At 68.7% G+C, this 25,755-nt stretch carries 24 protein-coding genes; 13 read left to right on the top strand and 11 right to left on the bottom strand.

All coding sequences use genetic code 11. The annotated features are described in order from the left end of the window. Positions 1-29: 29 nt before the first annotated feature. The 5 genes from QTI51_RS19985 to QTI51_RS19965 form a co-directional block, all read right to left on the bottom strand. On the bottom strand, positions 30-1,514 hold the full coding sequence (locus tag QTI51_RS19985; protein ID WP_286515283.1) for a DEAD/DEAH box helicase: 1,485 nt from the start codon (positions 1,512-1,514) through the stop codon (positions 30-32). 131 nt (positions 1,515-1,645) lie between these two features. Beyond that, entirely contained in the window at positions 1,646-2,536 is an 891-nt protein-coding gene (gene ypfJ, locus QTI51_RS19980; RefSeq protein ID WP_116911203.1) for a KPN_02809 family neutral zinc metallopeptidase, read from the bottom strand. A 111-nt stretch (positions 2,537-2,647) separates the two neighbouring features. Continuing rightward, positions 2,648-3,214, bottom strand: coding sequence for a dCTP deaminase (gene dcd, locus QTI51_RS19975; RefSeq protein ID WP_018905384.1), 567 nt, complete (start codon positions 3,212-3,214; stop codon positions 2,648-2,650). Positions 3,215-3,341: 127 nt separating this feature from the next. Beyond that, positions 3,342-4,628 (bottom strand): guanine deaminase, encoded by a 1,287-nt coding sequence (guaD, locus tag QTI51_RS19970; RefSeq protein ID WP_286515281.1) that lies wholly within the window; start codon positions 4,626-4,628, stop codon positions 3,342-3,344. Between the two features lie 115 nt (positions 4,629-4,743). After that, positions 4,744-5,748 carry a LysR family transcriptional regulator gene (locus QTI51_RS19965; RefSeq protein ID WP_286515280.1) on the bottom strand — a complete coding sequence of 335 codons (1,005 nt, stop codon included), beginning with the start codon at positions 5,746-5,748 and terminating at the stop codon, positions 4,744-4,746. A gap of 101 nt (positions 5,749-5,849) precedes the next feature. Between QTI51_RS19965 and QTI51_RS19960 the strand changes: the two genes are divergently transcribed. From QTI51_RS19960 to QTI51_RS19950, 3 genes are read left to right on the top strand one after another with little or no spacing between them, the layout of a single operon-like run. Then, positions 5,850-6,665, top strand: coding sequence for a gamma-glutamyl-gamma-aminobutyrate hydrolase family protein (locus tag QTI51_RS19960; RefSeq protein ID WP_286515278.1), 816 nt, complete (start codon positions 5,850-5,852; stop codon positions 6,663-6,665). 45 nt (positions 6,666-6,710) lie between these two features. Further along, positions 6,711-7,868, top strand: coding sequence for a M14 family metallopeptidase (locus tag QTI51_RS19955; RefSeq protein WP_286515277.1), 1,158 nt, complete (start codon positions 6,711-6,713; stop codon positions 7,866-7,868). Positions 7,869-7,909: 41 nt separating this feature from the next. Then, a complete protein-coding gene (locus tag QTI51_RS19950; protein WP_286515276.1) occupies positions 7,910-9,259 on the top strand; it encodes an MFS transporter in 1,350 nt (449 codons plus the stop codon). Between the two features lie 41 nt (positions 9,260-9,300). On the opposite strand, the gene phnX is transcribed toward QTI51_RS19950, so the two are convergent. The 5 genes from phnX to phnD all read right to left on the bottom strand — a co-directional run bounded on the left by phnX (position 9,301) and on the right by phnD (position 13,847). After that, a complete protein-coding gene (phnX, locus tag QTI51_RS19945; RefSeq protein ID WP_286515275.1) occupies positions 9,301-10,140 on the bottom strand; it encodes a phosphonoacetaldehyde hydrolase in 840 nt (279 codons plus the stop codon). 70 nt (positions 10,141-10,210) lie between these two features. Next, positions 10,211-11,302 carry an iron-containing alcohol dehydrogenase PsrA gene (psrA, locus tag QTI51_RS19940; RefSeq protein ID WP_286515273.1) on the bottom strand — a complete coding sequence of 364 codons (1,092 nt, stop codon included), beginning with the start codon at positions 11,300-11,302 and terminating at the stop codon, positions 10,211-10,213. A gap of 2 nt (positions 11,303-11,304) precedes the next feature. After that, a complete protein-coding gene (gene phnE / locus QTI51_RS19935; protein WP_286515271.1) occupies positions 11,305-12,141 on the bottom strand; it encodes a phosphonate ABC transporter, permease protein PhnE in 837 nt (278 codons plus the stop codon). Between the two features lie 12 nt (positions 12,142-12,153). Beyond that, complete coding sequence (gene phnC / locus QTI51_RS19930) at positions 12,154-12,954, bottom strand: phosphonate ABC transporter ATP-binding protein (protein ID WP_286515269.1); 801 nt, start codon at positions 12,952-12,954, stop codon at positions 12,154-12,156. Beyond that, a complete protein-coding gene (gene phnD, locus QTI51_RS19925) occupies positions 12,951-13,847 on the bottom strand; it encodes a phosphonate ABC transporter substrate-binding protein (RefSeq protein WP_286515268.1) in 897 nt (298 codons plus the stop codon). The genes phnC and phnD overlap by 4 nt, the downstream gene beginning before the upstream one ends. Positions 13,848-13,975: 128 nt before the next feature. On the opposite strand from phnD, the gene QTI51_RS19920 reads away from it, so the two are divergent. The 3 genes from QTI51_RS19920 to QTI51_RS19910 all read left to right on the top strand — a co-directional run bounded on the left by QTI51_RS19920 (position 13,976) and on the right by QTI51_RS19910 (position 16,454). Next, positions 13,976-14,863, top strand: a complete 888-nt coding sequence (locus tag QTI51_RS19920) for a LysR substrate-binding domain-containing protein (protein ID WP_116911210.1) — start codon at positions 13,976-13,978, stop codon at positions 14,861-14,863. Between the two features lie 89 nt (positions 14,864-14,952). Continuing rightward, a complete protein-coding gene (locus tag QTI51_RS19915; RefSeq protein WP_286515267.1) occupies positions 14,953-15,570 on the top strand; it encodes a type IV toxin-antitoxin system AbiEi family antitoxin domain-containing protein in 618 nt (205 codons plus the stop codon). Continuing rightward, the gene (locus QTI51_RS19910) at positions 15,567-16,454 is read left to right on the top strand and encodes a nucleotidyl transferase AbiEii/AbiGii toxin family protein (protein ID WP_286515266.1); all 888 of its coding nucleotides are present in this window, start codon (positions 15,567-15,569) and stop codon (positions 16,452-16,454) included. Before QTI51_RS19915 ends, QTI51_RS19910 begins: the two co-directional genes overlap by 4 nt. Before the next feature lie 66 nt (positions 16,455-16,520). On the opposite strand, the gene QTI51_RS19905 is transcribed toward QTI51_RS19910, so the two are convergent. Next, complete coding sequence (locus tag QTI51_RS19905) at positions 16,521-18,560, bottom strand: helix-turn-helix domain-containing protein (protein WP_286515265.1); 2,040 nt, start codon at positions 18,558-18,560, stop codon at positions 16,521-16,523. A 213-nt stretch (positions 18,561-18,773) separates the two neighbouring features. Between QTI51_RS19905 and QTI51_RS19900 the strand changes: the two genes are divergently transcribed. From QTI51_RS19900 to kce, 7 genes are all read left to right on the top strand, one after another. Continuing rightward, positions 18,774-19,565: an SDR family oxidoreductase gene (locus QTI51_RS19900; protein ID WP_116911214.1), complete on the top strand. Its 792-nt coding sequence runs from the start codon at positions 18,774-18,776 to the stop codon at positions 19,563-19,565. A gap of 70 nt (positions 19,566-19,635) precedes the next feature. Next, complete coding sequence (locus QTI51_RS19895; RefSeq protein WP_286515262.1) at positions 19,636-20,904, top strand: branched-chain amino acid ABC transporter substrate-binding protein; 1,269 nt, start codon at positions 19,636-19,638, stop codon at positions 20,902-20,904. Positions 20,905-20,995: 91 nt separating this feature from the next. Then, entirely contained in the window at positions 20,996-21,937 is a 942-nt protein-coding gene (locus tag QTI51_RS19890; protein WP_286515261.1) for a branched-chain amino acid ABC transporter permease, read from the top strand. Between the two features lie 4 nt (positions 21,938-21,941). Beyond that, the gene (locus QTI51_RS19885) at positions 21,942-23,243 is read left to right on the top strand and encodes a branched-chain amino acid ABC transporter permease (RefSeq protein WP_286515259.1); all 1,302 of its coding nucleotides are present in this window, start codon (positions 21,942-21,944) and stop codon (positions 23,241-23,243) included. After that, complete coding sequence (locus QTI51_RS19880; RefSeq protein ID WP_286515258.1) at positions 23,240-23,995, top strand: ABC transporter ATP-binding protein; 756 nt, start codon at positions 23,240-23,242, stop codon at positions 23,993-23,995. Before QTI51_RS19885 ends, QTI51_RS19880 begins: the two co-directional genes overlap by 4 nt. Before the next feature lie 14 nt (positions 23,996-24,009). Next, positions 24,010-24,729: an ABC transporter ATP-binding protein gene (locus tag QTI51_RS19875; RefSeq protein ID WP_503011532.1), complete on the top strand. Its 720-nt coding sequence runs from the start codon at positions 24,010-24,012 to the stop codon at positions 24,727-24,729. 74 nt (positions 24,730-24,803) lie between these two features. Continuing rightward, positions 24,804-25,745 (top strand): 3,5-dioxohexanoate:acetyl-CoA acetone transferase, encoded by a 942-nt coding sequence (kce, locus tag QTI51_RS19870; protein ID WP_286515256.1) that lies wholly within the window; start codon positions 24,804-24,806, stop codon positions 25,743-25,745. Positions 25,746-25,755: the final 10 nt, after the last annotated feature.

Genomic DNA, 25,755 nt, shown 5'->3' with positions numbered 1-25,755 from the left:
TTTTTTTCAACATCTCAGGTTGGCTGGGGTCAGCTCGGCTCGGCGCTCTTGAAGAGTGCCGCAACCTTGCGCTTGCTCTTGATGTTGCTCGACACGCCGCGTGCGGGCGCTGCCTTGGCGGCGGCTTCCCACGCGGGCGTGGCGTCGGCCGCGCCGGGTTCGTAGGGCTTGTCGAAGAACGGGTCGCGCGAGGCGGAAGGCGCGCGGTGCGGGCGTCCGCCACCACCGCTGCCACTGCGACGGGAATCGCCGCCGCCCAGGCTGCTGCTGCGTTCACGCGGCTGGTCGAGCACATCGCGTGCGTCGCCGGCTTCGCCTTCTTCGCGCCAGTGGCGGCGTCCATCGTTGATGCGGCCGCGCGGGCGGTCTTCGTCCCACTCGACGGGCTCGAGCTCGATCTTCTTCTTGATCAGCTTCTCGATGTCTGCCACCAGCCGCGCGTCGTTTCCGCCGCTGGCAAAGCTCACGGCCAGGCCCGAGGCGCCGGCACGGCCGGTGCGGCCGATGCGGTGCACGTAGTCTTCCGCGTTGAACGGAATGTCGAAGTTGAAGACGGCGGGCACGTCCTTGATGTCGAGGCCGCGGGCCGCGACGTCGGTGCACACCAGCAGGTCGACTTCGCCGGCCTTGAACGCGGCGAGCGCCTTCAGGCGTTCGTCCTGGCTCTTGTCGCCGTGCAGCGCGGTGGTGCGGTGGCCGTCGCGTTCGAGCGAACGTGCCAGGCGGGCGCAACCGAGCTTGCTGTTGACGAAGACAAAGGCCTGCGTGATGCCGCGCTGGCGAACGATCTGCGTGAGGGCGCGGCGCTTGTCGTCGTCGCTCACGCTGAAGAAGCGCTGTTCGACGGTGGAGGCCGTTTCGTTCGGGCGCGCCACCTCGATGGTGACCGGGTTCTGCAGGTAGCTGCCGGCCAGACGCTTGATTTCGGGCGAGAAGGTGGCCGAGAACAGCAGCGTGGTGCGCTGCTTGGGCAGGTAGCTGAGGATGCGCTGCAGGTCGGGCAGGAAGCCGATGTCCAGCATGCGGTCGGCCTCGTCGAGCACCACGTACTCGACCTGGTTGAGCACCGCGTTCTTGGCCTCGATGTGGTCCAGCAGCCGGCCCGGCGTGGCGACCAGCACTTCGACGCCCTTCTTCAGTTCCAGCGTCTGGGGCTTCATGTCGATGCCGCCGAAGACGACCGTGCTGCGCAGGTTGGTGTACTTGGCGTACAGCTTGACCTGTTGCGCGACCTGGTCGGCGAGTTCGCGCGTGGGCAGGAGCACCAGGGCCCGGACCGGGTGCCGCGCGGGCGAGGTCGAGGCGTTTTCGTGCTTGAGCATGCGCTGGAGCAACGGGAGCGAGAACGCCGCCGTCTTGCCGGTACCGGTCTGGGCGGCGCCCATCACATCCTGGCCCGAAAGCACGACCGGAATGGCCTGCTCCTGGATGGGTGTCATGGTCTCGTAGCCCATTTCGGCCACGGCGCGCGCCAGCGGTTCCGCCAGCATTAGATTGGAGAAGGAGCTTGTCATTAAGCCTTCTATTGTCGCATTGCCGCAAAAAACGGCAGTGACGGCCGCATGACAACGCCCGCGTCGGCGGAATTGCTATTTATTCAATAGCAACCAAGTCAGCAATCACGCGCCCTGCGAGCGCTTCGAACTCAAAGACTGCGCGCGTTGAACGTGTCGCAGGCCTTGATTTCGCCGCTCTGGTACCCCGCGCCGAACCACCGTTGGCGCTGCGCGCTCGAGCCGTGGGTGAAGCTGTCGGGCACCACCGCGCGGCCCGCGGAACGCTGCAGCGCGTCGTCGCCGATCTTCTGCGCGGCGTTCATCGCGGCCTCGATGTCGCCCGGGTCGAGCCACTTCTTCGACTCCTGCGAGTGATGCGCCCACACGCCCGCAAAACAGTCGGCCTGCAACTCGACGCGCACGCTCATGGCGTTGTTCTGCGTCTGGCTCAGGCGGTTGCGCATGCCGTCGACCTTGGCGGTGATGCCGAGCTCGTCCTGCACATGGTGGCCGACCTCGTGCGCGATGACGTAGGCCTGCGCGAACTCGCCCGGCGCGCCGAGCTGGTTCTTCAGCGTGTCGTAGAAACCCAGGTCGATGTAGACCTTCTGGTCGCCCGGGCAGTAGAACGGCCCCATGGCCGATTGCCCCGTGCCGCAGGCCGTGGGCGTGGCGTTGCGGAACAGCACGAGCCGGGGCGCGTGGTACGTGCCGCCGTTCTGCTTGAAGATGTCGGTCCAGACCACCTCGGTGTTCTTGAGCACCGTGGAAACGAAGGCCGCCTCGCGGTCGCCGGAGGGCGGCTTGGGCGCCGGCCCCTGTTGTTGCTGCTGCACCTGCGCCTGGCCACCGCCGCCGCTCAGCAGGCTGAGCACGGTGAGCGGGTTGATGCCGAAGACCCAGCCCGCGATCAGCGCCACCGCGATGGTGCCGATGCCGATGCCGCGCCCGCCGATGAAACCGCCACCACCGCCCCCGCCGCCACCTTCACCGCGGCGGTCCTCGACGTTGTCCGATTGTTCGTTGCCTTCCCATCTCATCGCGCTCTCCTTGCCGGCTTGGTGCTGGCGTATTTGCCGGGGTTCGCAGGATGGTACTTGCCGCCGCGCCGCGCGGGGTAACCGGGCGTCAGCGCCCGGCCCGGCAAGGCGTCAGGTTTTAGGCAGAGTGACGCCGCGCTGGCCCTGGTACTTGCCGCCGCGGTCCTTGTAGCTGGTTTCGCAGACCTCGTCGCTCTCGAAGAACAGCACCTGCGCGCAGCCTTCGCCGGCGTAGATCTTGGCGGGCAGCGGCGTGGTGTTGCTGAACTCCAGCGTCACGTAGCCTTCCCATTCGGGCTCGAACGGCGTCACGTTGACGATGATGCCGCAGCGCGCATACGTGCTCTTGCCCAGGCAGATGGTCAGCACGTTGCGCGGAATGCGGAAGTACTCCACCGTGCGCGCCAGCGCGAAGCTGTTCGGCGGAATGATGCAGTAGTCGCCGTGCATGTCGACGAAGCTCTTCTCGTCGAAGTTCTTCGGGTCGACCACGGTGCTGTGGATGTTGGTGAAGACCTTGAATTCAGGCGCGCACCGGATGTCGTAGCCGTAGCTCGAGGTGCCGTAGCTGATGATCTTGTGGCCTGCGGCCTCGCGCACCTGGCCCGGTTCGAAGGGCTCGATCATGCCGGTCTGCTCGGCCATGCGCCGGATCCATTTGTCGCTCTTGATGCTCATATGCGCTCGCTGCTGCTGCGGGGGGGAATCGGGGCCGAATTGTGGCATGGGCGCCCTTGCCAATGGCCCACCCGCGGCCTGCCCTCCCCCCGGCGCGGGGGATCGGCCCGCTTCCTAGTCCGCCCGCTCAGCCCGCCTGCGAGATCACCGTCCGCTCGACCAGCCTGTCGTCGCCCAGCACGATCATGGCGAACAGCATTTCCTCCAGCGTGTTCGCCAGCTTCGTCTTGCGCGCCAGCAGCGGCGTGGCCGCCGGGTCGAGCACCAGGAAGTCGGCCTCGCAGCCCGGCTGCAGGTTGCCGACCACGCCGTCGAGCCCCAGCGCGCGCGCCGCGCCGCCGGTGTGGCGCCACCAGAGCTCCGAGGGCGCGATGCTCAGGCCGGTCTTGGTCTGGCCTTCCCGGCCCACGTAGTACGCGGCCATCATGGTGTGGAACGGGCTGAAGCTGGTGCCGCCGCCCACGTCGCTGGCCAGGCCGTAGGGGTAGCCCACGCGGTCGGCCGCGCCGAAGTCGAAGAAGCCGCTGCCCAGGAACAGGTTGCTGGTCGGGCTCACGGCGGCGGCCGTCTTCTTGTCGCGCAGCAGCGCGCGGTCGGTGTCGTCCAGGTAGATGCAGTGCGCGTACACGGCGCGTTCGCGCATCAGGCCGAAGCCGGCGTACACGTCCAGGTAGGAGCGCGACTGCGGATACAGCTCGCGCACCCAGGCCACCTCGTCGCGGTTTTCGGCCACGTGCGACTGGATCCAGGTGTCGGCGTACTTCGCGGCCAGCTCGCCCGCGCCGCGCATCTGCGCGTCGGTGCTCGCGGGCGCGAAGCGCGGGGTGATGGCGTAGCCCAGCCGGTCGACGTTGTGCCACTTGCGGATCAGCGCCTCGGAGTCGATCAGGCTCTGCTCGGCCTCGTCGCGCACGCCGTCGGGCGAGTTGCGGTCCTGCAGCACCTTGCCCGTGATCATGCGCAGCCCGCGGCGCTGCGCGCCCTCGAAGAAGGCATCGACCGAGGCCACGTGCGAGGTCGCGAAGGTCAGCGAGGTGGTCACGCCGTTGCGCAGCAGCTCGTCGAAGAACACGTCGGCCACTTCGTTCGAATGCGCGGGGTCGGCGAACTTGCTCTCGGCCGGAAAGGTGTAGTTCTCGAGCCAGGGCAGCAGCCCCGGCGAGGGCGAACCGATGATGTCGGTCTGCGGAAAGTGGATGTGCATGTCCACGAAGCCCGGCGCGAGGATGCGCCCTGGCAGGTGGGTGAGCTCGGCGTCGGCATGGCGCGGCGCAAGCGCGGCGTGGCTGCCGGCATCGACCACGCGCTGGCGGCCGGTGCTGTCGGGGGCGACCACCAGCAGGCCGTCTTCATCGAAAACGGGCTGGCCGGCGGCATCGAATCGCAGGAGGGAGGCGCGGTAGGCTTTTTTCATCGTGGATGCGGAGGGTAATGCAGCCTCGGCGCACCGCAATTTCCATGCGCATATGAGTGCTATATGGGCTTGGCACTCGTCCGCGGCACCTGCGCGAAGCGCTCAGCGCGATCGGTCAACGCGCTGGCGTACGCCGCGTTCGCCGCGGCCGAGCCCCGCCGCTGCCGCTGCCGCTGCCGCCAGCGTCATACCCACGCAACTGCGCGATCCGTTCCGCGGCGTCCGCAAAGTACTCGCGCACGATGGCGAACGCGCGCTCGGCCGCGGGCGCCAGCGTGCGGCCCGCATGCCGCACGATGCCCAGTGTGATTTCCAGGTCCAGCCTGGGCTCCACGTCCAGCGCCACGACCGTTCCCTGGCCCAGGGCAGAGAGCAAGGAGATGTCGGTGGCCGGCGCGATGACGTCGCCCGTGGTCACCAGCTCGTGGATGGTGTTGACGTCGTCCGTGTTCAGCGCGAAGTGCCCCTCCAGCGGCAACGAAAGCCCGTAGATTTCCGCCATGCGGCGCATGACCGTCGGGTCGGAGTAGCCCGCCAGCACCAGCGGATAGGCGCGCAGCGCCTCCATGCCGATGCGCTTGCGCGACGCCAGCGGATGCCCTGCGCGCGCAAACCAGCCGAAGGTGCTCGGGTAGACGGGCTCCACGGCCATGTCGGGTTCGTGCGCCGCCATGCGCACGTCGCCGATGAAGAAGTCGAGCCGCTCCTTCAGCAGCGCGTCGAACAGCACGTCGGAGCTCTGCACCATTGCGCTGAGCCTCAGACCCGGCGACTCCGTGGACAGCCGCCGCATCATGGGCCCAAGCAGCGAGCGAGCGATGGACGAGCCCATGCCGAACGACAGCGCCCCCAGCTCGCCCGCCCGCATGAGCGCCAGCGACCGGGCGCCTTCCTTCTCGTTGAACACGATGCGCCGGGCGCGCTCCACGTAGGCCGTGGCATAGGGCGTGGGATGCAGGCGCCGGCCCTGCCGGTCGAACAGCGGCACGCCCAGCGCGGTTTCCAGCGCGCTCACGCTGCGCGAGAGCGCGGGCAGGCTCAGGTGCACGCTCTGGGCGGCGGCGCTGAGCGAGCCAAGGTCCATCACGGCGAGAAAGTGCTTCAGCTGCCGTGTGTTCATCGTCGTTTCACTTGTGCTTGTTGCAACTATTTCTTGAATATATTGCAATTTACTTAAGCTGAAGCGATTTCTAAACTGCGATCCCACTCCAGTTCGCAGCGATGAAATCCGCCTCTTCCCGGTCTTCCCTGTCTTCTTCCTCGACGCGCCCCGTGGTGGCCATCGCGTCCGACTGCATCGAGCGCCACGGCCATGTGGCGCATGCCGCATGGCACGGCTATGTGCGCGCCGTGAGCGAGGTGTCGAAGGCCCTGCCGCTGGTGCTGCCCTGCGCGGGTGACGCGATCGACGCCGCGAGCCTCGCCGACGCCATCGACGGCATCGTGCTCACCGGCAGCCCCTCCAACGTGCACCCCGCGCGCTATGGGGCCGAGCCCGACGCCGACATGCAGGTCGACCTGGCACGCGACGCCACGGTCTTCGCGCTGCTGCCCGCGCTCATCGCCGCCGGCGTGCCGGTGCTGGCGGTCTGCCGCGGCTTCCAGGAGCTCAACGTGCTGCACGGCGGCACGCTGGAGCCCGCCGTGCACCTGCAGCCCGGCCGGCTCGACCACCGCGAAGGCGACCACGCGCGCCCCGTGCAGCGCTGGTATGACGACAGCCATGCCCTGCATATCGCCGAAGGCGGGCTGCTGGAGCGGCTCGCGGGCGGAGCGCGCGTGGCCGTCAACTCGCTTCACCACCAGGGCATCGCGCGGCTCGGCCACGGCCTGCGCGTGGAGGCGACGGCGCCTGACGGGTTGGTCGAGTCGTTCTCCATCGCGTCCGCGCCGCAGTTCACGCTGGCCGTGCAGTGGCACCCCGAAATGCGCATCGACGACAGCGCCTTCGCACGCGCCCTGTTCTCGGCATTCGGCGATGCCTGCCGCGAGCGTCGCCGCCAGCGCACCAGCGAACGGCTCCCCTCGGCCGCCTGACCCCTACCAATCTCCAGAGACATCCAGAGACATCCAGCACGCACCATGAACGACCAGCAGATCCTCGCGCTCTTCAGCGCCACCTACGCAGACGCGCGCGCCAAGTTCCTGCAAGCCGCCGCGCGCCGCGGCCTCGCCGTGCAGTCGCACGTGCTCGGCCTTGCGGGCGCCCAGGGCGAGGTGCTCGCCACCGACGTGGTGCTCGACGGACCGGCCGACGCATCGAAGATGCTCGTCACGATCAGCGGCGTGCACGGCGTCGAGGGCTTCTGCGGTTCGGCGATACAGGCGGGCATGCTCGCACTGGGCGACGATGGCAATGGTGTCGATATTGGCGATGGCGAACGTCCATCGCAGGACGTCGCCGTGCTGCACGTGCACGCCGTCAATCCCTACGGCTTTTCGCACCTGCGCCGGGCCACGCAGGAGAACATCGACCTGAACCGCAACTTCGTGGATTTCTCGAAGCCGCTGCCCCTGAACGCCGGCTACGGCGAAATCCACGACCTGCTGCTGCCCGGCGAATGGCCGCCGCAGCCCGCCACCGAAGCGTTGCTGCACGCCTACCGCGAACGCCACGGCGCCCGCGGCCTGCAGCGCGCCATCTCGCTCGGCCAGCATGCCTTTGCCGACGGCCTGCACTACGGCGGCGTGGCACCTGCCTGGAGCAACCTCGTCTTTCGCGACATCCTCCGAAGCCATGCAGGCCAGGTGCGCGAACTGGCGTCGATCGACATCCACACCGGCCTCGGCCCCTACGGCATCGGCGAGCGCATCTTCGCGAGCTTCGACGAAGACCCCGCCGTGCTGGCGATCGGCACCCGCTGGTGGGGCCCACTCACCTCGGTCACCGCGGGAACATCGACCAGCATCCCGCTGACCGGGCCGATCCAGACCGCACTGACCGAAGAATGCGCGCAGGCCCGGCACGTGGGCATCTGCCTCGAATACGGCACCCGGCCCGCCGAGCAGGTCACCGCCGCGCTGCGCGCCGAGCACTGGCTGCACCGCCACGGCGCCACGAACCCGGCCGATGCGGCCAGGGCCGCCGGCATTCGCGCGCAGCTCAAGGACGCCTTCTACCCGGAGGCCGACGACTGGAAGCTCGCCGTCTGGGCGCAAGGCGCGCAAGCCTGCCTGCAGGCCTTGCGCGGGCTTGCCGAAGGCACTGCCCGGGCCCCAGCCCCGGCGATGGCCGCCTGACCCGGCTTGGCTTTCACGCCCGCAGAACACTGGAGACAACCATGAGCGCCACCACCCTGGACCCGAACCACCCCCATGCCGACCCGCGCGCACAGGCTTTGCACGCGGGCACCGACGCCACAGCGCCCGCAAGCGGCACGCCCATCAGCCGCAAGGCCATCGCCGCCGCGGTCGCAGGCAACGCCCTCGAGTTCTACGACTTCGTCATCTACGCGTACTTCGCGGTGTACATCGGGCGCACCTTCTTCCCCATCGGCGGGGAGTTCGGCAGCCTGCTGGCCGCGGTGGCGACCTTCGGCGTGGGTTTTTTCACCCGGCCGCTGGGCGCGGTGCTGATCGGCGCCTTCGCCGACAAGGCCGGCCGCAAACCCGCGATGATCCTCACGGTCACGCTCATCACCGTGGGCACGCTGGGGCTGGCGGCCACGCCCAGCTACGCCAGCATCGGCATCGCCGCGCCCATCGTCGTGGTGCTGTGCCGCCTGCTGCAGGGGCTGGCGCTGGGCGGAGAGGTCGGGCCCGCGACCGCGCTGCTCATCGAAGCGGCGCCAGCGAACAGGCGCGGCTTCTATTCCAGCTGGCAGATCGCCAGCCAGGGCCTGGCGGTGACCGTAGGCGGCGTGTTCGGCGTGACGCTGTCGCTGCTGCTCACGGCCGAGCAGCTCGCCTCCTGGGGCTGGCGCGTGCCGTTCCTGTTCAGCCTGGTGCTCATCCCCATCGCGATCTACATCCGCCGCAGCCTGCCGGAAACGCACGAGGGCACGCAGGACCGCAGCGGCACGCAAATCGTCGGGTCGGTGTTCAGGGAGCACCGGCGCATCCTGCTGCTGGGCATCATGGTGACGGCGTCGACGGCGGTGGCATCGCAGGTCGGCAACTACATGGTCACCTACGCGGTGCAGGTGCTCAAGCTGGGGCCCGCGCTGGCCCAGGGCTCGGTGCTCATCGGCGGCGCCGTGACCTTCGTGTTCGCGCTGGTGGGCGGCCTGCTGTGCGACCGCTACGGCCGCAAGGCCGTCAACATGCTGCCGCGCATCGCGCTCATGGTGCTGATCGTGCCGATGTTCCTGTGGCTCTCCGGCGCGCCGACCGCGTTCGCGCTGCTGGGCGTGAGCGCGAGCCTGGCCGCGCTCACGGCCATCTTCGGCGCGGCGGGCCTGCTGACCGTGCCGGAGCTGATGCCCATCGCCATCCGCAGCACCGGCCTGTCGCTGGTGTATGCCATCAGCACCTCGGTGTTCGGCGGTACCACGCAGTTCGTCATCACCTGGCTGCTGGCCGTGACGCACGACCCGCTCTCGCCCGCCTACTACGTGGTGGCCGTGGGCGCGCTGAGCGTGTGGGCGATGTGGCGGCTGCCCGAGTCGCGCAACGTCGACGTCACGCGCTGACTTTCATCACGGGGCAACGTCCCATCACCCGGTGACCCGGATCACTCCGCGCGCGACGCGCCGTGCAGCCGCGCAATCTCATGCATCACGCCCGGCAGCTCCGCCACGCTGTCGATCACGAAATGCGCCCCCGCGTCGCGCAGCCGGCGGTCCGCCACCTGCCGGCGCTCGGCCACTTCCGCCGGCGCGAGCCGGCCGAGCTCGTCTTCGGTCAGGCCGACCTCGTTGCCCGACAGCGTGAGCCCCACGCACCACATGCCCGCGTTGCGGCCTTCCTCGATGCCCGGGGTGGTGTCGTCGACCTTCACGCAGGCGCGCACGTCGCCCACCTTCAACGCCAGCACGTTGGCCAGCGCCATGTACGGCCCCGGGCGGCCGCCGGCCGCCAGCTCGTCGCCGGCCACCACGTGGTCGGGCACGATGCCGGCCTGCGCGGCCAGCGGCAGCAGCACGTCGAGCACCTGGCGCGGGTAGCCCGAGCACGAGCCGATCTTCAGCCCCTGCGCGCGAAGCCACGCCAGCGTGTCGATGGCGCCGGGAATGGGCTTCGAATAAGCGCCCACCTTCTCGATCTGCATCGGCATGAAGCGCTCGTACAGCGCATCGATGTCGCTCGCGCCGGGCAGCGCGCCGAAGCGCTCCTGCCATTGCGCGCTGATGGCGGGCTCTTCGAGCAAGGTGCGGATGTGGTCGCGCTTGGACAGGCCCATGGGCCCGCGCGCCTGCGCCAGGCTGATGTGAATGCCGAAGCTGGCGAACGACTCCACGAAGATCTGCGTGGGCGCGAGCGAGCCGAAGTCCACCAGCGTGCCGGCCCAGTCGAAAATGACGGCCTGCAGGCTGTGCGGTGGCAAGGGAGCGTGGGTGGAAAGGGTGTTCATGGCGTTGGTGTCGATGAAGAAAGTTCGAAAGTCGAATGGGTGAAATGTGTGGAATGGGTGGAACGGGTGCTCAGGCCGCGGCCACGAAGTTGCGTCCGCGCGCGCCGGCCAGCGCCTGCGCGATGCGGTCGCTCCAGTCGGCCTCGGCAATGCCGTAGCTCACCGGGTCCACGCTGACGCCCAGGTGCTCTAGAAAACCCGAGAGCGAAGCGACCGCCTCGTCGATGTCGCAAGCGTCGAAGACGGACAGCAGCAGCGCATCCAGCGCCGGGTCGCGCCCGGCCGCCAACCGCATGATTCGCGGCAGGCTGAACGAGCACGCGATGCCGTGCGGCGTGCCGTGCCGCAGCGTGATGTCGTACGACAGCGAATGCGCCAGCGCCGTGCGCGTGTTCGAAAAGGCCAGCCCGGCCTGCAGCGCGGCCGTGGCAAGGCGCTCGCGCAGCTCGGGCCGGCCGGGCTCGGCCAGCAAGCGAGGCAAGGTCGAGACGATGCTGCGCGCCGCGCTCACCGCCAGGCTGGCCGACACCGGGTTGCGGTGCACGTTCCACAGCGACTCGAGCGCGTGCGACAGCGCATCGAGCCCGCTGGCCAGCGTGGCTTCATGCGGCAGGCTCAGCATCAGCTCGGCGTCGACGATGGCGGCCTGCGGCCAGGTCCAGGGCAGCTGCAGCGACAGCTTGCGCGCGCGCGCCTGGTCCCACACCGTGGCCCAGGGCGTCACCTCGCTGCCGGTGCCGGCCGTGGTCGGCACGGCGATCAGCCGGCGGTGGCTGCGCCCGGCCGCGGGCACCGCGTCCGCGCCTTCGAGCAGCGCCATCAGCTCATCGAAGCCACCGTGCGCGGGGCGCGTGAGCATGACCTTCGCGCAGTCGATCACGCTGCCGCCGCCGAGCGCGATGACGCAGTCGACGTCCGCATGGTCGCGCCACAGGCGCTCGTACATCGGGGCCAGCCACGCGACGTCGGGGTTGGGGAGCACGCCGGTTTCCATGGCCGCCAGGCGCTCGCCCAGCAGGCCGCGAATGCGCTCGACCAGGCCGAGGCCGGTCGCCTCGGGAAACGCAATGAGAATGGCGCGCCGCGCGCCCAGCAGGCGCGGCAGCGCCTCCAGCGAGCCGCAGCCTGCGTGCACGTCGACGGGGTTGTAGTAGGTCCACATGGTCAGTGACGGCCGTTGCGCTGGATGCGATGGCGCAGCTGGCTGGAGAGCGTGTCCGCGACGATCACCATCACCGTGATCACGATGATGCAGGTGGCGGTCTCGGTGTAGCGGAACAGCTTCAGGCTGCTCACCAGCTCGAAGCCCAGCCCGCCCGCCCCCACCATGCCCAGCACCGTGGCTGAGCGCAGGTTCACCTCGAAGCGGTACAGCACCACCGCGATCCACGCCGTGACCACCTGCGGCAGCACGCCGAACACGATCACCTGCAGCGGCCGCGCACCGGTGGCGCGCAAGGCCTCGAGCGGGCCCTGGTCGATCTCCTCGATGGCGTCGGCGAAGAACTTGCCCAGCATGCCCGCGCCATGCAGCGCGAGCGCCAGCACGCCGGGGAACGGCCCCAGCCCCACGGCAGAGACGAACACCAGCGCCAGGATCAGCTCGTTGATGCTGCGCACCACGTTCAGCGCCTGCCGCGTGCCCTGGTACACCCAGCGCCTGCTCTGCAGGTTGCGCGCGGCCAGGAACGACAGCGGAATGGCCGGCAGCACCGCCAGCAGCGTGCCCCACACGGCGATCTGCACCGTCTCCAGCGCGGGGGCCAGCAGCCGGCCCAGGATGTGGGTGTCGGGCGGCAGCGTGCGCCCCAGGAAGTCGACGATCTGCGGCAGCCCGGCCGCCAGCTCCGACCAGCTGAGCTGCGCGCCGTCGGCGCTCCACTGCAGCGCCCAGGCCACGACGCACAGCCCGACGAGCAGGTTGAACCAGCCGCGGCGGCCTTCGGGCAGCGGGCCGGTCCAGGCGTAGGAAGTCGAAGGGTGGGTAGATGAATTCTTCATGGTCAATGTTGTTCAGCGGTGCGCGCCCGCCACCAGCGGCGCGAGCCGCGCGGCCGGGCCGGCCGCGTCCTTGCGGTCGGCCGCGGGCTGCGGCGTGTAGATGCGGTCGATGTCCTCGGGCCCCATGGCCCGCGGCGCGCCGTCGAACACCACGCGGCCCTGCGCGAGGCCGACGATGCGGTCCGCGAACTCGCGCGCATAGTCGACCTGGTGCAGGTTGCACAGCACGGTGATGCCCAGCTCGCGCGACGCGTCGTGTAGGTACTGCAGCACCTTGCGCGAGGTTTGCGGGTCGAGGCTCGCCACCGGCTCGTCCGCCAGGATGAGGCGCGGCTTCTGCGCCAGCGCGCGCGCGATGCCCACGCGCTGCATCTGGCCGCCCGACAGCGAGTCGGTGCGCTCGTGCGCCTTGTGCGCCAGGCCCACGCGGGCCAGGCACTCGTGCGCCAGCGCGATGTCTTCGCGGCTGAAGAAGTGCAGCACCGACGCCAGCGTCGACACCGCGCCCAGGCGCCCGGTCAGCACGTTCTTCAGCGCGCTCAGCCGCGGCACCACGTTGTGGTGCTGGAAGATCATGGCCACGCGCTGTCGCAGCGCGCGGGTGTCGGCGCAGTGCACGGCGTCCATGCCGTCGACGTTCAGCTCGCCGCCGTCGGCCACGGCCAGGCGGTTCACGCAGCGCAGCAGGGTCGACTTGCCGGCCCCCGATTCGCCCAGCACCACCACGAACTCGCCGGGGGCCGCGTCGAAGTCCACGCCGCGCAGCACGGCGTTGTCGCCATAGCGCTTGGTGAGCTGCCGGATGCGGATCACTTCATGCTCCGCAGGTCGAGCTTGAGCGCCTTGGCCGTGTCGCGCACCACGTTGTAGGCCGCGTCGTTGGTGGGCTGGAAGCCGTTCAGCACGCCCTGGTCGCCCCATGGCAGGTCTTTCACGTTGGCCAGGGCCTGGGCGATCTTCGCCTTCAATGCCGGGTCGAGGTCCTTGCGCCACACCATCGGCGATTCGGGAATGGGGTTGGACGACCAGACGATTTCCAGCTCGTCGGCCTTCACCTGGCCCTTGGCGATGGCGCTCGCCAGGATGCGGTCGGCCACGGCGGCGGCATCGACCTTCTTGTTGGCCACGGCCAGGATGCTGGCGTCGTGCGAGCCCGAGAAGATCACGCGGCCGAAGAAGGTCTCGGGGTCGTAGCCGGCCTGCAGCAGGCCCGCCTTCGGAAACAGGTGGCCCGAGGCCGAGGTCGGGTCGACGAAGGCGAAGGTGTGGCCCTTCAGGTCGGCGGCCTTGGCGATGCCGCTCTCCTTGCGGGCGATGATCACGCTCTTGTACGAGCTCTGGCCGGTCTTCTTGGTGACGGCCACGGCGAAGGCCTCGACATCGGCGACCTGGTTGGCCAGCACGTACGAGAACGGGCCCAGGTAGGCCACGTCGAGCTTCTTGGAGCGCAGCGCCTCGATCACGCCGTTGTAGTCGGTCGCCACGAAGGGCTTCACCGGCATGCCCAGCTGCTGCTGCAGGCTGTCGAGCACCAGGCGGCTGCTTTCGATCATGGCCTGCGAGTCTTCAGCGGGAATCAGGCCGATGGTCAAGGGCTTGCCGGCCTTGGCGGGCTCGGCGGCCATGGCCGGCAAGGCGGTGGCGGCTGCCACGGATGCAAGGGTCAGGGCCATCAGGCCGCGGCGGAGTTGAAAGAGGGAAGCCATGGCGGTGTGTGTGTGAGGGGTTTTGAGTGAGTGGGCTGGGCGAATACCGCAAGGCTAAGAACCGCATGTGACAGCCACATATCAAAACGATCACGGATTTGTCACACATCCATTCAAACAATCTATGGATGTCAGCCGCCAAACTCCGCGCCTTCCTTTCCGTTGCCGAGCACGGCAGCTTCAGCGCCGCCGCGCGCGCCGTGGGGCTGAGCCAGCCCACGCTCACCACCCAGGTCCAGGCGCTGGAGCGACAGCACAACGTGGTGCTGTTCCACCGCCAGGGGCACCGCATCGAGCTCACCAGCGTGGGCGAGCGGCTGCTGCCCATCGCGCGGCAGATCGCGGCGCTGGAGCTGGACTCGTACAACCTGTTGCACGACAGCGGCGACCTGCAGTCGGGCGAGCTCAGGCTGGGTGCCGTGGGGCCCTTCCACGTGATCGAGATGGTCGACGCCTACCGCAAGCGCTACCCGCGGCTGGACGTGTCCATCCGCATGGGCAATTCATCGTCCGTGTTCAAGGACCTGGAGACCTATGCGGTCGACATCGGCGTGCTGGCGCGCTTCCACGAGGCGCCCGGCTTCAGCGCCACGCCGTATGCGCGGCACGCGCTCATCCTCTTCGTGCACCGCGACCACCCGTTCGCCACGCGCGGAGAGATCCGGCTCGAGGAGCTGCACGGCCAGCCCATGCTGCAGCGAGAGAGCGGCTCCAGCACGCGGCGCGCGCTCGACGAGGCCTTTGCGCGTGCCGGCGTGCGCCCCCGGCTCGCGATGGAAATCGGCAGCCGCGAGGCGATCCGCGAGGCCGCCGCGCGGGGTATCGGCATCGGCGCCGTGTCGGAGGCCGAGTTCATTCCCGACGAGCGCCTGCGCACCGTGCGCATCGAGGGCGACCCTGCGGTGACGCAGACCTATCTGTACTGCCTGCAGATACGGCGGGAAAGCCGGGTGCTGGCTTCGTTTTTCGATGTGGCGCTGAAGCTGCGCAAGGGGGTGGGGGATGCGGGGGATTGAGCAAACGTCGCCCCCGTATCCAACATCCGGTTTGATGCATTTTCTATGTACTTATTGACAAACAACTAGCCATTGCAACAAACTGGGGGATGCCCCAGCAAGCCCCTTCGACGCATGACAAGGCCGTTCTCGCACTCGCGAAGCGTCAACCGCTGCTGCGCGCACGCGACTTGGCGGCCCATTCGCTGCCCACGGCGGTGCTCGGCAGGCTGGTCGCCGCCGGCAAGCTCGAACGTGCCGCCCGCGGCATCTACACGCTGCCGGGCCGCGCGCTCAGCGAGCACCGGTCACTGGCCGAGGTGTCCCTGCGGGTGCCACGCGGGGTGGTGTGCCTGCTGTCGGCGCTGCGCGTCCACGGCATCGGCACCCAGGCGCCGTTTGAGGCGTGGATGGCGATTCCCCCCAACTCGCCGACCCCTCGCCTGGACCAACCGGCGCTGCGCGTCGTGCGCATGTCCGGCGCGGCCCTGACGGAAGGCATCGAGCCCTTCCTCATCGACGGTGTTCAGGTCCCCGTGTTCAATGCGACCAAGACGGTGGCCGATTGCTTCAAGTACCGCAACAAGATCGGCCTCGACGTGGCGCTCGAGGCGCTGCGCGACGGCTGGGCGCAGCGCAAGCTGTCGATGGACGCGCTGTGGCACTACGCCGCGGTCGATCGCGTGTCCAACGTCATGAGGCCTTATCTGGAAAGCGTGACCGCATGAGCCGCAACCTGGCGGCCTCCATCCGCGCTCGCCTGAAACAGCATGCCGACGAAAGAAAGCAGGACTTCAACCTCACGCTCACGCAGTACGGGCTCGAGCGGCTCCTGTACCGGCTGTCGGTCTCACGCCATGCCTCCAACTACCTGCTCAAGGGCGCCTTGCAGTTCTCGCTGTGGTACGACCAGCCGCACCGCCCGACGCGCGATGCGGACCTGCTCGGATTCGGCCCGGACGACGTCGATACCGCTGTCTCGGCTTTCGAGGAAATCTGCCAGATCGCGGTGGAAGACGGCATCGCCTTCGACCTGGCCTCGCTCAAGGGTTCCGTGATTCGCAAGGAGGCAGGCTACGGCGGCGTGCGCATCGACCTCCAGGCGAAGCTGGAAAGCGCGCGCATCGCGCTGCAGGTGGACATCGGCTTTCGCGACGCCGTGACGCCTGCGCCTGAATCGGTGAGCTACCCCGTCATGCTCGCGGAACTGCCCGCGCCCCGGTTGCGCAGCTATCCGAAGTACACGGTGGTGGCCGAGAAGTTTCATGCGATCTGCCTGCTCGGCATGGCGAACACCCGCATGAAGGACTACTTCGACCTGTTGATCCTGCTGAGCGAAGACGACCTGGACGCTACGCAACTGCATCGCGCAGTCGGGGCCACGTTCGAACGGCGCCGAATGGCCATGCCGGCATCTTTGCCCTCGGGCTTGAGCGATGCATTCGCACAAGACGCGGCCAAGCAAAGACAGTGGATCGCGTTCCTGAAAAAGAACCGGCTCGACGCACTGGACCTGGCCGAAGTCGTCTCGCTGCTGCGCACGCAGTTCGAGAACCTTCAACCGCAAGCTGCCGATGCGCTCACGCCGCGGCTGGCTCTTTCCGCCGACTGATCCTGCGCGCGTCCTGAGGATTCGAGTCGGGCCCCGGCGCCGCGGCAACCCGGCCGCATCGGCCCCTCACCCCTCGTCCTCCTCCGCCTTCCCCCGCGCCATCCCCAGGCTCCACAACCGCAGCGCCACATGAATCTCCAGCGCCCGGCTCGCGCTGCCCCAATGGCCCAGCAGCTCCTCGGTGCTTGCCAGGCGCTGCCTCACCGTGTTGACGTGAATGCCCAGGCGGGCCGCCGTGGTCTTCGCGTTCTGGTTGCAGTCGAAGTAGGCCAGCAGGGTCGAGGTCAGTTCCGCGCCGCGTTTGCGGTCGTGCGACATGACGGCGCCGATGGTCGCGTGCAGGAAGGTGTGGAGGCTGGCCTCGTCGTGCGTCTCGAACAGCACCGAGTACAGCGCCATCTCGTTCTGCCCCACGATGCTGCCGCGCATGCCCAGGCGCCCCAGTACCGGCAGCGCGCGCCGCAGCGCGGCGTACAGCGCCGGCATTTCCGCGGCCGACTGCACCGGCCGCGACAGCACGCCGCGGTACGCATCGCCGAGCTCGCGCCGCGCGAAGGCGGAGAAAGCCTCCAGCACGTCCTGCGCCTTCGTCGCGCCGCACACGATGGCCAGCACGCCATCGATCTCGTCCATCACGTGTTCCATCGCGCCCAGGCCTGCGCCCGCGCTCGCATCGGCGCGCAGGCGCCGCGACCAGAAGCCCGGCTTGGGTTGCGTCATTTCCACCACCAGCAACGAGATGGGCTGCGACAGGTCGAGGCCGAAGCGCTCCGCGCGGTCGCGCGTCAGCGCGGGCTCGTCCTGGCGCGGCGAGACCAGCGTGCGCAGCAGCGCCGACACCTCGCGGCTCTTGCCCGCCTCCACACGCTCCTGCGACAGCAGCACGATGCCGATGACGCTGGAGCTGCGCTCGAAGGTGCGCAGCGACACCTCGCGCAACTCTTCATGCCGAAAAAGCAGCACGGCGCCCAGCACGTCGTTGCCGCCGAGCACGGCAATCACCCGGCACAGCTCGCCGCCCGCTGAATACGCCGCCACCGAGCGGCCGGCCTGCCGGCTTTCGTGCAGGGCGCGCGCCAGCGCGGCGCTGTGCGCGTCGTTGGGCGCGTAGGCGTCCGCGGCGGTGCCCGCGTAGCCGGCGGCGCACCCGCGGCCGATGACCTGGCAGGCCTCGTCGAGCACCAGCACGCTGCCGTTGAGCAACTGCGCCACCGACTGGCACAGCGCACCCAGCGAAGCACCCTTCGCCAGCAACGAAGTGAGCTGCTCGTGCGCCTCCGCGGCGCCCTGCACGTCGCGCACATGCCGCTCGAGTTCGTCGCGCGCCATGTCGGCGTTCTGCAGCGCCGCGCGCGCTTCCGCGAACGCGTTGGCGTTGTTGATGGCAACCGCCGCATGGGTGGCGAGCGTGCACAGAATCGACACGTTGATGGCGGTGTGCGTGCGGTGGTAGCGGTCGGCCACGAACAGCAGGCCGATCACCTTGTCGTCGCACATCAGCGGCGCACCGACCAGCGCGGCGACGCCTTCGTCGCGGAAGGTGTCGTCCAGCGCCGCGTCGTGCACGAAGCGGTTGTCGTGCAGGTAGTCGGGCGTGAAGAACGGCAGCCGGGTCGACATCACGATGCCCGCCACGCCCAGGTTGCGCCCGGCGGTCATCTTGCCGGTGCGGTCCGAGATGGCGCCGTCGGCCACCACCACCTGGAACTCGCCGCTGGCGGCGTCGTAGATGGTCAGCCAGCACAGGTGCGAGCCCATCAGGTTGCGCGCGCGCCTGACGATCGCCTTCAGCAGGCCGGTGAGGTCGAGGCGGCTCGACAGGTCTTGCGCGGACTCGATCACGGCGAGCATGCCGCGCTCTCGCTGCTCGTGCACCTCGAGCCGGTTGCGCAGCGCCATGGCCATGCGCACCAGCTCCACCAGGCTCGACTTGCGCTGCATTGCGTCGGGCAGGGCCTCGACGCTGGCGAGCCGCGCCGCGAATTCCTCGGCGGGGGCGTTGCGGTGCAGCAGGCCCACCAGGTCGACGGCGATCTCGTCGGCGTTGCCGCTTGCAGCGGAAGCAGGGCCCGTGGCGCGTTGTCGTTCGGGAGACAGTAAGGACATAGGGCCGCGAAGGCTAGCAGAACGTCGCCGCGATGCCCATGGGTTGCAGCCCTGCCCCTATGGGATGCAGGGCACGCTGGCATGCCGGCCGCGCCACGCGATCACATCGCCGCGGCCCCGCCAGTGTGCGCAGCACACATAGTTTCGCGCGGCGCGATTCCGGACACTGCATCCGGCAGGCGGGCCACCCCGCGAGACACAAGACAGGAACCCATGAGCATCATCGATTCATTGCGCCCCACGCCCGGGCTGCGCGTGCTGGTCAGCGCGGGGGCGGCGGGCATCGGCGCGGCCGTGGCGCTCGCCTTTCGCGAAACGGGCGCGCGCGTGCATGTGTGCGACATCGACCGCTCCGCGCTAGAGCGTCTTTCGCGCGAGGCGCCCGACATCACCTGCAGCATGGCCGACGCATCGGTACCCGAGGACGTGGACCGCGTGTTCGACGACGTGCAGGGTGCCCTCGGCGGGCTCGACGTGCTGGTCAACAACGTGGGCATCGCAGGCCCCACGGGCGCCATCCAGGACCTCAAGCGCGGCGACTGGGAGCGCACGGTGGCGGTCAACCTGAACAGCCAGTTCTACTTTGCCCAGCGCGCGGTGCCCTTGCTCAAGCGCTCGACGATGAGCCCGAGCCTCATTGCGATGAGCTCGGTCGCGGGCCGCCTCGGCTATGCATTCCGCACGCCCTACGCCTCGACCAAGTGGGCCATCGTCGGGCTCATGAAGTCGCTGGCCATCGAGCTCGGGCCGCATGGGGTGCGCGTCAACGCGATCCTTCCGGGCACCGTCGAGGGCGACCGCATGAACAGCGTGATCGGCGCGCGCGCCGCCACCGCCGGCGTGTCGGTGGAGGCCATGCGCGCGGAGTACCTCAGCAAGATTTCGCTGCGCCGCATGGTCACGCTCGACGACGTCGCGGCGATGGCGCTGTTCCTGTGCTCGCCGGCCGCACGCAACCTCACGGGCCAGGCCATCAGCGTCGACGGGAACATGGAATACCTCTGAAGACCGGCGCCGCAGGCGCAGCGCCCCCCGTTCAGCGCACCTCGATTCATCAATAAGCATGGAGACATCAATGCACAAACTCACCGCCCTCCCCTTCACCCTCCCTTTCACACTCACCTCCGCCGTGGCCTGCACGCTGGCATTTGCCGGCTTCAGCGCCTCGGCGGCTCCCGTGAAGATCGGCGTGCTCGAAACGCTGTCGGGCCCGCAGGCCTCCTCGGGCCAGGCCTATCGCACCGCCGTGCGCTTTGCCATCGACCAGATCAACGCCGCCGGCGGCTGGAACGGCGAGCCGGTGCAACTGCTGGAGTACGACAACCAGGGCGGCCCCGCGGGCGCCGCCGACAAGCTCAAGGCGGCCGCGGCCGACGGCGTGCAGCTGATCGTGCAGGGCGCCTCCTCGGCCATCGGCGGGCAGATTACCGAAGACGTGCGCAAGCACAACCTGCGCAACCCGGGCAAGGAAATCATCTACATCAACGTGGGTGCCGAGGCGCTGGAGCTCACCGGCGAGAAGTGCAACTTTCACCACTTCCGCTTCAGCGGCGACGCGCAGATCCGCACCAAGGCGCTGGTCAGCGCCATGAAGCAGGCGAACGCACTGGGCACCCGGGTGTATTCGATCAACCAGAACTACTCGTGGGGCCAGGACATGGAGCGGGCCATTTCCGACAACGCCGCCGCGGGCGGCTACCAGGTGGTCGAGAAGACGCTGCACGACGTCAACAAGGTGCAGGACTTCGCGCCCTACGTCGCGAAGATCAGCGCCTCGAAGGCCGACTCGGTGCTCACCGGCAACTGGTCCAACGACCTGCTGCTGCTGATGAAGGCATCGAAGTCGGCGGGGCTGAAGGTGCGCTTCGGCACCGTGTTCCTCGACCAGCCGGGCAACCTCGCGAACGCGGGCGAGCTGGCCGTGGGCCACTTCGTGGCGCACACCTTCAACGCGGAGGCCGGCGGCGCCGAGGGCGAGCGCTTCGTGAACGACTACAAGGCCAAGACCGGGCACGCCCCCGCCTTCATCGAACCGCAGACCGTGTTCGGCATGGCCATGGTGGCCGACGCGCTGAAGCGCACCAGGCCCGAGGGCGGCGCGCTGAACGTGAACGCGCTGGCCAAGGCCATCGAGACCGCGAAGATCAAGACGCCCATGGGCGAGATGAGCATGCGCGCGGCCGACCACCAGGTGCAGATGCCCATCGTGGTGTCGACCGTGGCCAAGGACGCGCGCTACAAGGCGGACGACACCGACATGGGGTTCAAGCCCGTGAAGCGCTTCTCGGCCGAGGAAGCCTCGACGCCCGCGCAGTCGAGCTGCGCGATGAAGCGCCCGGGCTGAGCACGGCCTCCCGCTCTTTCTTGCATCCAACCGACCGGCAGGACCTTGTCGTCCTGCCGGCGCAGCTTCGGCTGCCACCAGGAGAAAAACCATGGACCAGCTCATCGTCTCGCTCATGAACGGCATCGTCTACGGACTGCTGCTGTTCATGGTGTCCGCAGGCCTGACGCTCATCTTCGGAATGATGGGCGTGCTCAATTTCGCGCATGCCTCGTTCTACATGCTCGGCGCCTACTTCGCCTACTCGCTGCAGGGCGTGATCGGCTTCTGGCCCGCGGTGATCGCATCCCCCCTGCTGGTCGGCGTGATCGGCGTGGTGGTCGAGCGCTTCTTCCTGCGCCGCGTGCATCACCACGGCCACGCGCACGAGCTGCTGCTGACCTTCGGGCTGTCTTTCATCATCGCGGAGTCGATCAAGCTGTTCTTCGGCAACTTTCCGGTCGACTACCGCATTCCGGCCGCGCTCGACGTGCCGGCCTTCACGCTCGGCGGCGCGCAGTACCCCGTGTACCGGCTGCTGATGGGCGGCATCGCCATCGCGATGTTCGCGGCCATCTACCTGCTGCTCACGCGCACGCGGGTGGGCATCGTGGTGCGCTCGGCCATCTACAAGCCGCGCATGGCGGAGGCGCTGGGGCACAACGTGCCGCTGGTCTTCATGGGGGTGTTCGGCGTGGGCGCGGGGCTTGCGGGCCTGGCGGGCGCGGTGGCCGGCGCGTTCTACACCACCAACCCCAACATGGCGCTCGAGCTCGGGGTGATGGTGTTCGTGGTGGTCGTGGTCGGCGGGCTGGGCTCGCTCGGCGGGGCCATGCTGGCGTCGCTGCTGATCGGGGTCATCACCTCGCTGGCGGTGGGCATCGACCGCAGCCTGGCCGACCTGCTCGCGCTGGTCGGCGCGGGCGACTGGGCGCGCGGCGTGGGCGGTCTGCTGACGCTGAAGGTGTCCAGCCTCTCGGCCACCATCCCGTTCGCGCTGATGCTGCTGATTCTTCTGGTACGCCCGAGCGGGCTCATGGGCGAGAAGGGCTGAACCGATGAAAGCCGCACTCGCACTCGTTGCAACCGGCGTCGCGCTGCTGGCCGCGCTGCCCTTCCTGCTGTCTCAGGGCCTGCTGAACGCGGCCATCCAGATGCTCATTGCCGCGCTGTTCGCCAGCGCCTACAACCTGCTGTGCGGGCAGGCGGGCATGCTGTCGTTCGGCCATGCCGCCTACTTCGGCGTGGGCGCCTTCGGCACCGTGCACGCCATGAACGCGCTGGGCGGCGCGGGGCTGCTTCCCACGCCGCTGCTGCCGCTGGCCGGCGCGGTCTGCGGGCTGGTGTTCGGCGGCATCGCCGGCTGGTTCGCCACGCAGCGCAGCGGCACCTACTTCGCGATGATCACGCTGGCCATCGCGGAGCTGGTGCATTCGCTCGCGCCGCACCTGAAGGGCCTGTTCGGCGGCGAGGCGGGGGTGTCGACCATGCGCATGCCCGCGTGGGGCTTCGACTTCGGCTCGACCACGCAGGTGTACTACCTCACGCTGGCGTGGGTGCTGGTGTCGGTGGCGCTGCTGTACCTGTACACGCGCACGCCGCTGGGCCGGCTCACCTTCGGCCTGCGCGAGAACAGCCACCGGCTGCGCTTCCTGGGCTACAACGTGCACGGGCTCGGCATGCTGGTGTTCGCGCTGTCGGCCATGTTCGCGGGCATTGCCGGCGGCCTGCAGGTGGTGTCCAACGAGTCCGCGAACTACGTGGTGTTCGACCCCGGGCTTTCCGCGGCCGTGGTGCTCAACACCTACATCGGCGGCGTGAAGGTGTTCCTGGGCCCGGCCTTCGGCGCGGCGCTGATGACCTTCTTCGGCTACGCCGTGTCCGACCTCACGCAGTCGTGGCTTCTGTACCAGGGCATCCTGTTCGTGCTGGTGATGATGTTCATGCCCTCGGGCTTGACCGGGCTCATCGGCACCACCAGCCGGCTGCGCCAGCGCCTGGGCCTCGCGCGGTTGGCGCCGCTGGTGCTGTTGTCGGTGGGCGCGGCCCTGCTGCTGAGCCTGGGCGGCGCATTCGCCGTCGAGATGCTGCAGCGCGCGTTCTCGCAGGACTACCGCGCCATGGCCAACCTGCAGCCGGGCGGGCCGTGGCCGCCCATTCAGTTCCTGGGCCGCGCGTGGGCGCCCGCGGCGTTCGCGACCTGGGCCCTGCCCGTGGGGCTGCTCGCGGCGGGTGCGTGGCTGGTGCGCCTTGTGCGGCAACGGCTGCGCTCGCTGGAACAGGGCGAACCCGCCCCAATGCCTGTACAGGGCAAGACATCGCACGCGCCTTCGGCCGGGCGCACGGAAGGCATCGCATGACCGAATCGATCCTCAGCATTCGCGGGCTGCGCAAGTCGTTCGGCCCCACGGAAATCATGCGCGGCGTGGACCTGGAGCTGCGCGGCGCCGAGCGGCATGCGCTCATCGGGCCCAACGGCGCGGGCAAGTCCACGCTGTTCCACCTGGTCTCGGGCCACCTGGCGCCCACGGCCGGCGAGATCCGCTTCGACGGCCAGCAGATCGGCGGGCGCACGCCGCAGGCCATCAACCGGCTGGGGCTGGCGCGTTCGTTCCAGATCACCAACATCTTCCCGAAGCTCACCGTGTTCGAGAACATCCGCCTGGCCGTGATGCGGCTGCACGGCCTGCAATACACCTTCTGGAAGTTCATCGACCGCGACCGCGGCATTCAAGCGGAAACCGAGCGCCTGCTGGAGCTGGTGCGCCTGCAGGCGCGCGCCACCACCGTCGCGGGGGAAATGGCGTACTCGGAGCAGCGCTCGCTGGAGATCGCGATGACGCTGGCCTCCGACCCGAAGGTGATCCTGCTGGACGAGCCCATGGCGGGCATGTCCACCGAGGAAACGCACTACACCGCCGAGCTGATTCGCGAGGTGACGCGGGGCCGCGCGCTGATGATCGTGGAGCACGACATGGACGTGGTGTTCTCGCTGAGCGACCGCATCAGCGTGCTGGTGTACGGCCAGGTGATCGCCACCGGCACCCCCGAGGAGATACGCGGCAACGCCAGCGTCAAGGAAGCCTACCTGGGCGAGGAGGTGACGCCATGAGCGCCGCGACCCCCATGCAACGCGACGACGCGCTGCTGCGCGTGAGCGACCTGCACGTGCACTACGGCAAGAGCCACGTGCTGCACGGCGTCGACCTGCGGGTGGCCCGCAATGAGGTGATCAGCCTGCTGGGGCGCAACGGCTCCGGCCGCTCCACCACCATGAAGGCCATCATGGGGCTGGTGGCGCCTTCGTCGGGAAGCATCCGGCTCGGCGAGCGCGAGCTGGCGGGCGCGCGGCCCTACGCGGTCTGCCGTGCCGGCATCGGCTTCGTGCCCGAGGAGCGCGAGGTGTTCGCCAACCTCACGGTGGACGAGAACCTGCGCATGGGCGAGCAGCCCGCGGCCGGCGGCGCGCATCGCTGGACCATCGAGCAGATGTTCGACTACTTTCCCCGCCTCAAGGAACGGCGCAACACCAAGGCCGGCAGCATGTCGGGCGGCGAACAGCAGATGCTCACGATGTGCCGCTCGCTGCTCGGCAACCCGCAGGTGATGCTCATCGACGAGCCCACCGAGGGGCTGGCGCCGAAGATCGTGGCGCAGGTGGGCGAATGCATCGTCGACATGCACCGCAAGGGCCTGTCGGTGGTGCTGGTGGAGCAGAAGCTCGCCATTGCGCTGAAGGTGTCCACGCGCGTGTGCGTGATGGGCCACGGCCGCATCGTGTTCGAAGGCTCGCCGCAGGCGCTGATGTCCGACCAGAAGCTGGTTTCGGAATGGCTGGCGGTCTGACGCCCGCGCCCTCCTTTTTTCTTCTTTGCGTCTCCTCTTTCTTCTTCTCCTTCCCTCCTCCGACGGAACTCTGTATGGCAAGCACCCAAGACAAAGTCATCATTTCGTGCGCGGTCACTGGCTCGGTACACACGCCGACCATGTCCGAGCACCTGGCGCTCACGCCCGACCAAATTGCCGAGCAATCGATCGAGGCGGCCGAAGCCGGCGCCGCCATCCTGCACCTGCATGCGCGCGACCCGAAGGACGGCCGCCCGAGCGCCGACCCCGCGGTGTTCGACCAGTTCGTGCCGCGCATCAGGGCCGCGACCGACGCGGTGATCAACATCACCACCGGCGGCAGCACGCGCATGTCGCTCGAAGAGCGGCTGGCCTACCCGCTGCGCGCCAAGCCGGAGATGTGCTCGCTGAACATGGGCTCGATGAATTTCTCGATCCACCCCGCCGCGCGGCGCGTGGCCGAGTGGAAGCACGACTGGGAAAAGCCCTACGTCGAAGGCATGGAAGACCTGATCTTTCGCAACACCTTCCGCGACATCAAGCACATCCTGAAGGTGCTGGGCGACGACTGCGGCACGCGCTTCGAGTTCGAGTGCTACGACGTGGGCCACCTGTACAACCTGGCGCACTTCGTCGACGAAGGCCTGGTGAAGGGGCCGCTGTTCATCCAGAGCATCTACGGCATCCTGGGCGGCCTGGGGCCCGACCCCGAAAACCTGGTGACCATGCGCACCACCGCCGACCGGCTGTTCGGCCGCGACGGCTACCGCTTCTCCATCCTGGGGGCGGGCCGCCACCAGATGCCGCTGCTCACCATGGGCGCGGTGATGGGCGGCAACGTGCGCGTCGGCCTGGAAGACAGCCTCTACATCGCCAAGGGCCAGCTCGCGAAGTCGTGCGCCGAGCAGGTGCGAAAGATCCGCCGCATTCTCGAAGAGCTGTCGCTGGAAATCGCCACGCCGGACGAGGCGCGCGCCATGCTGGGCCTGAAGGGCAAGGACGCCGTGGCGTTCTGAGTGGCCGCGC

This window comes from Variovorax sp. J22G73 (assembly GCF_030317035.1).
Taxonomy (GTDB): Bacteria; Pseudomonadota; Gammaproteobacteria; order Burkholderiales; family Burkholderiaceae_C; genus Variovorax.
The sequence above is the reverse complement of the archived record's forward strand: the minus strand, read 5'-3'. Positions and strand labels throughout refer to the sequence as shown.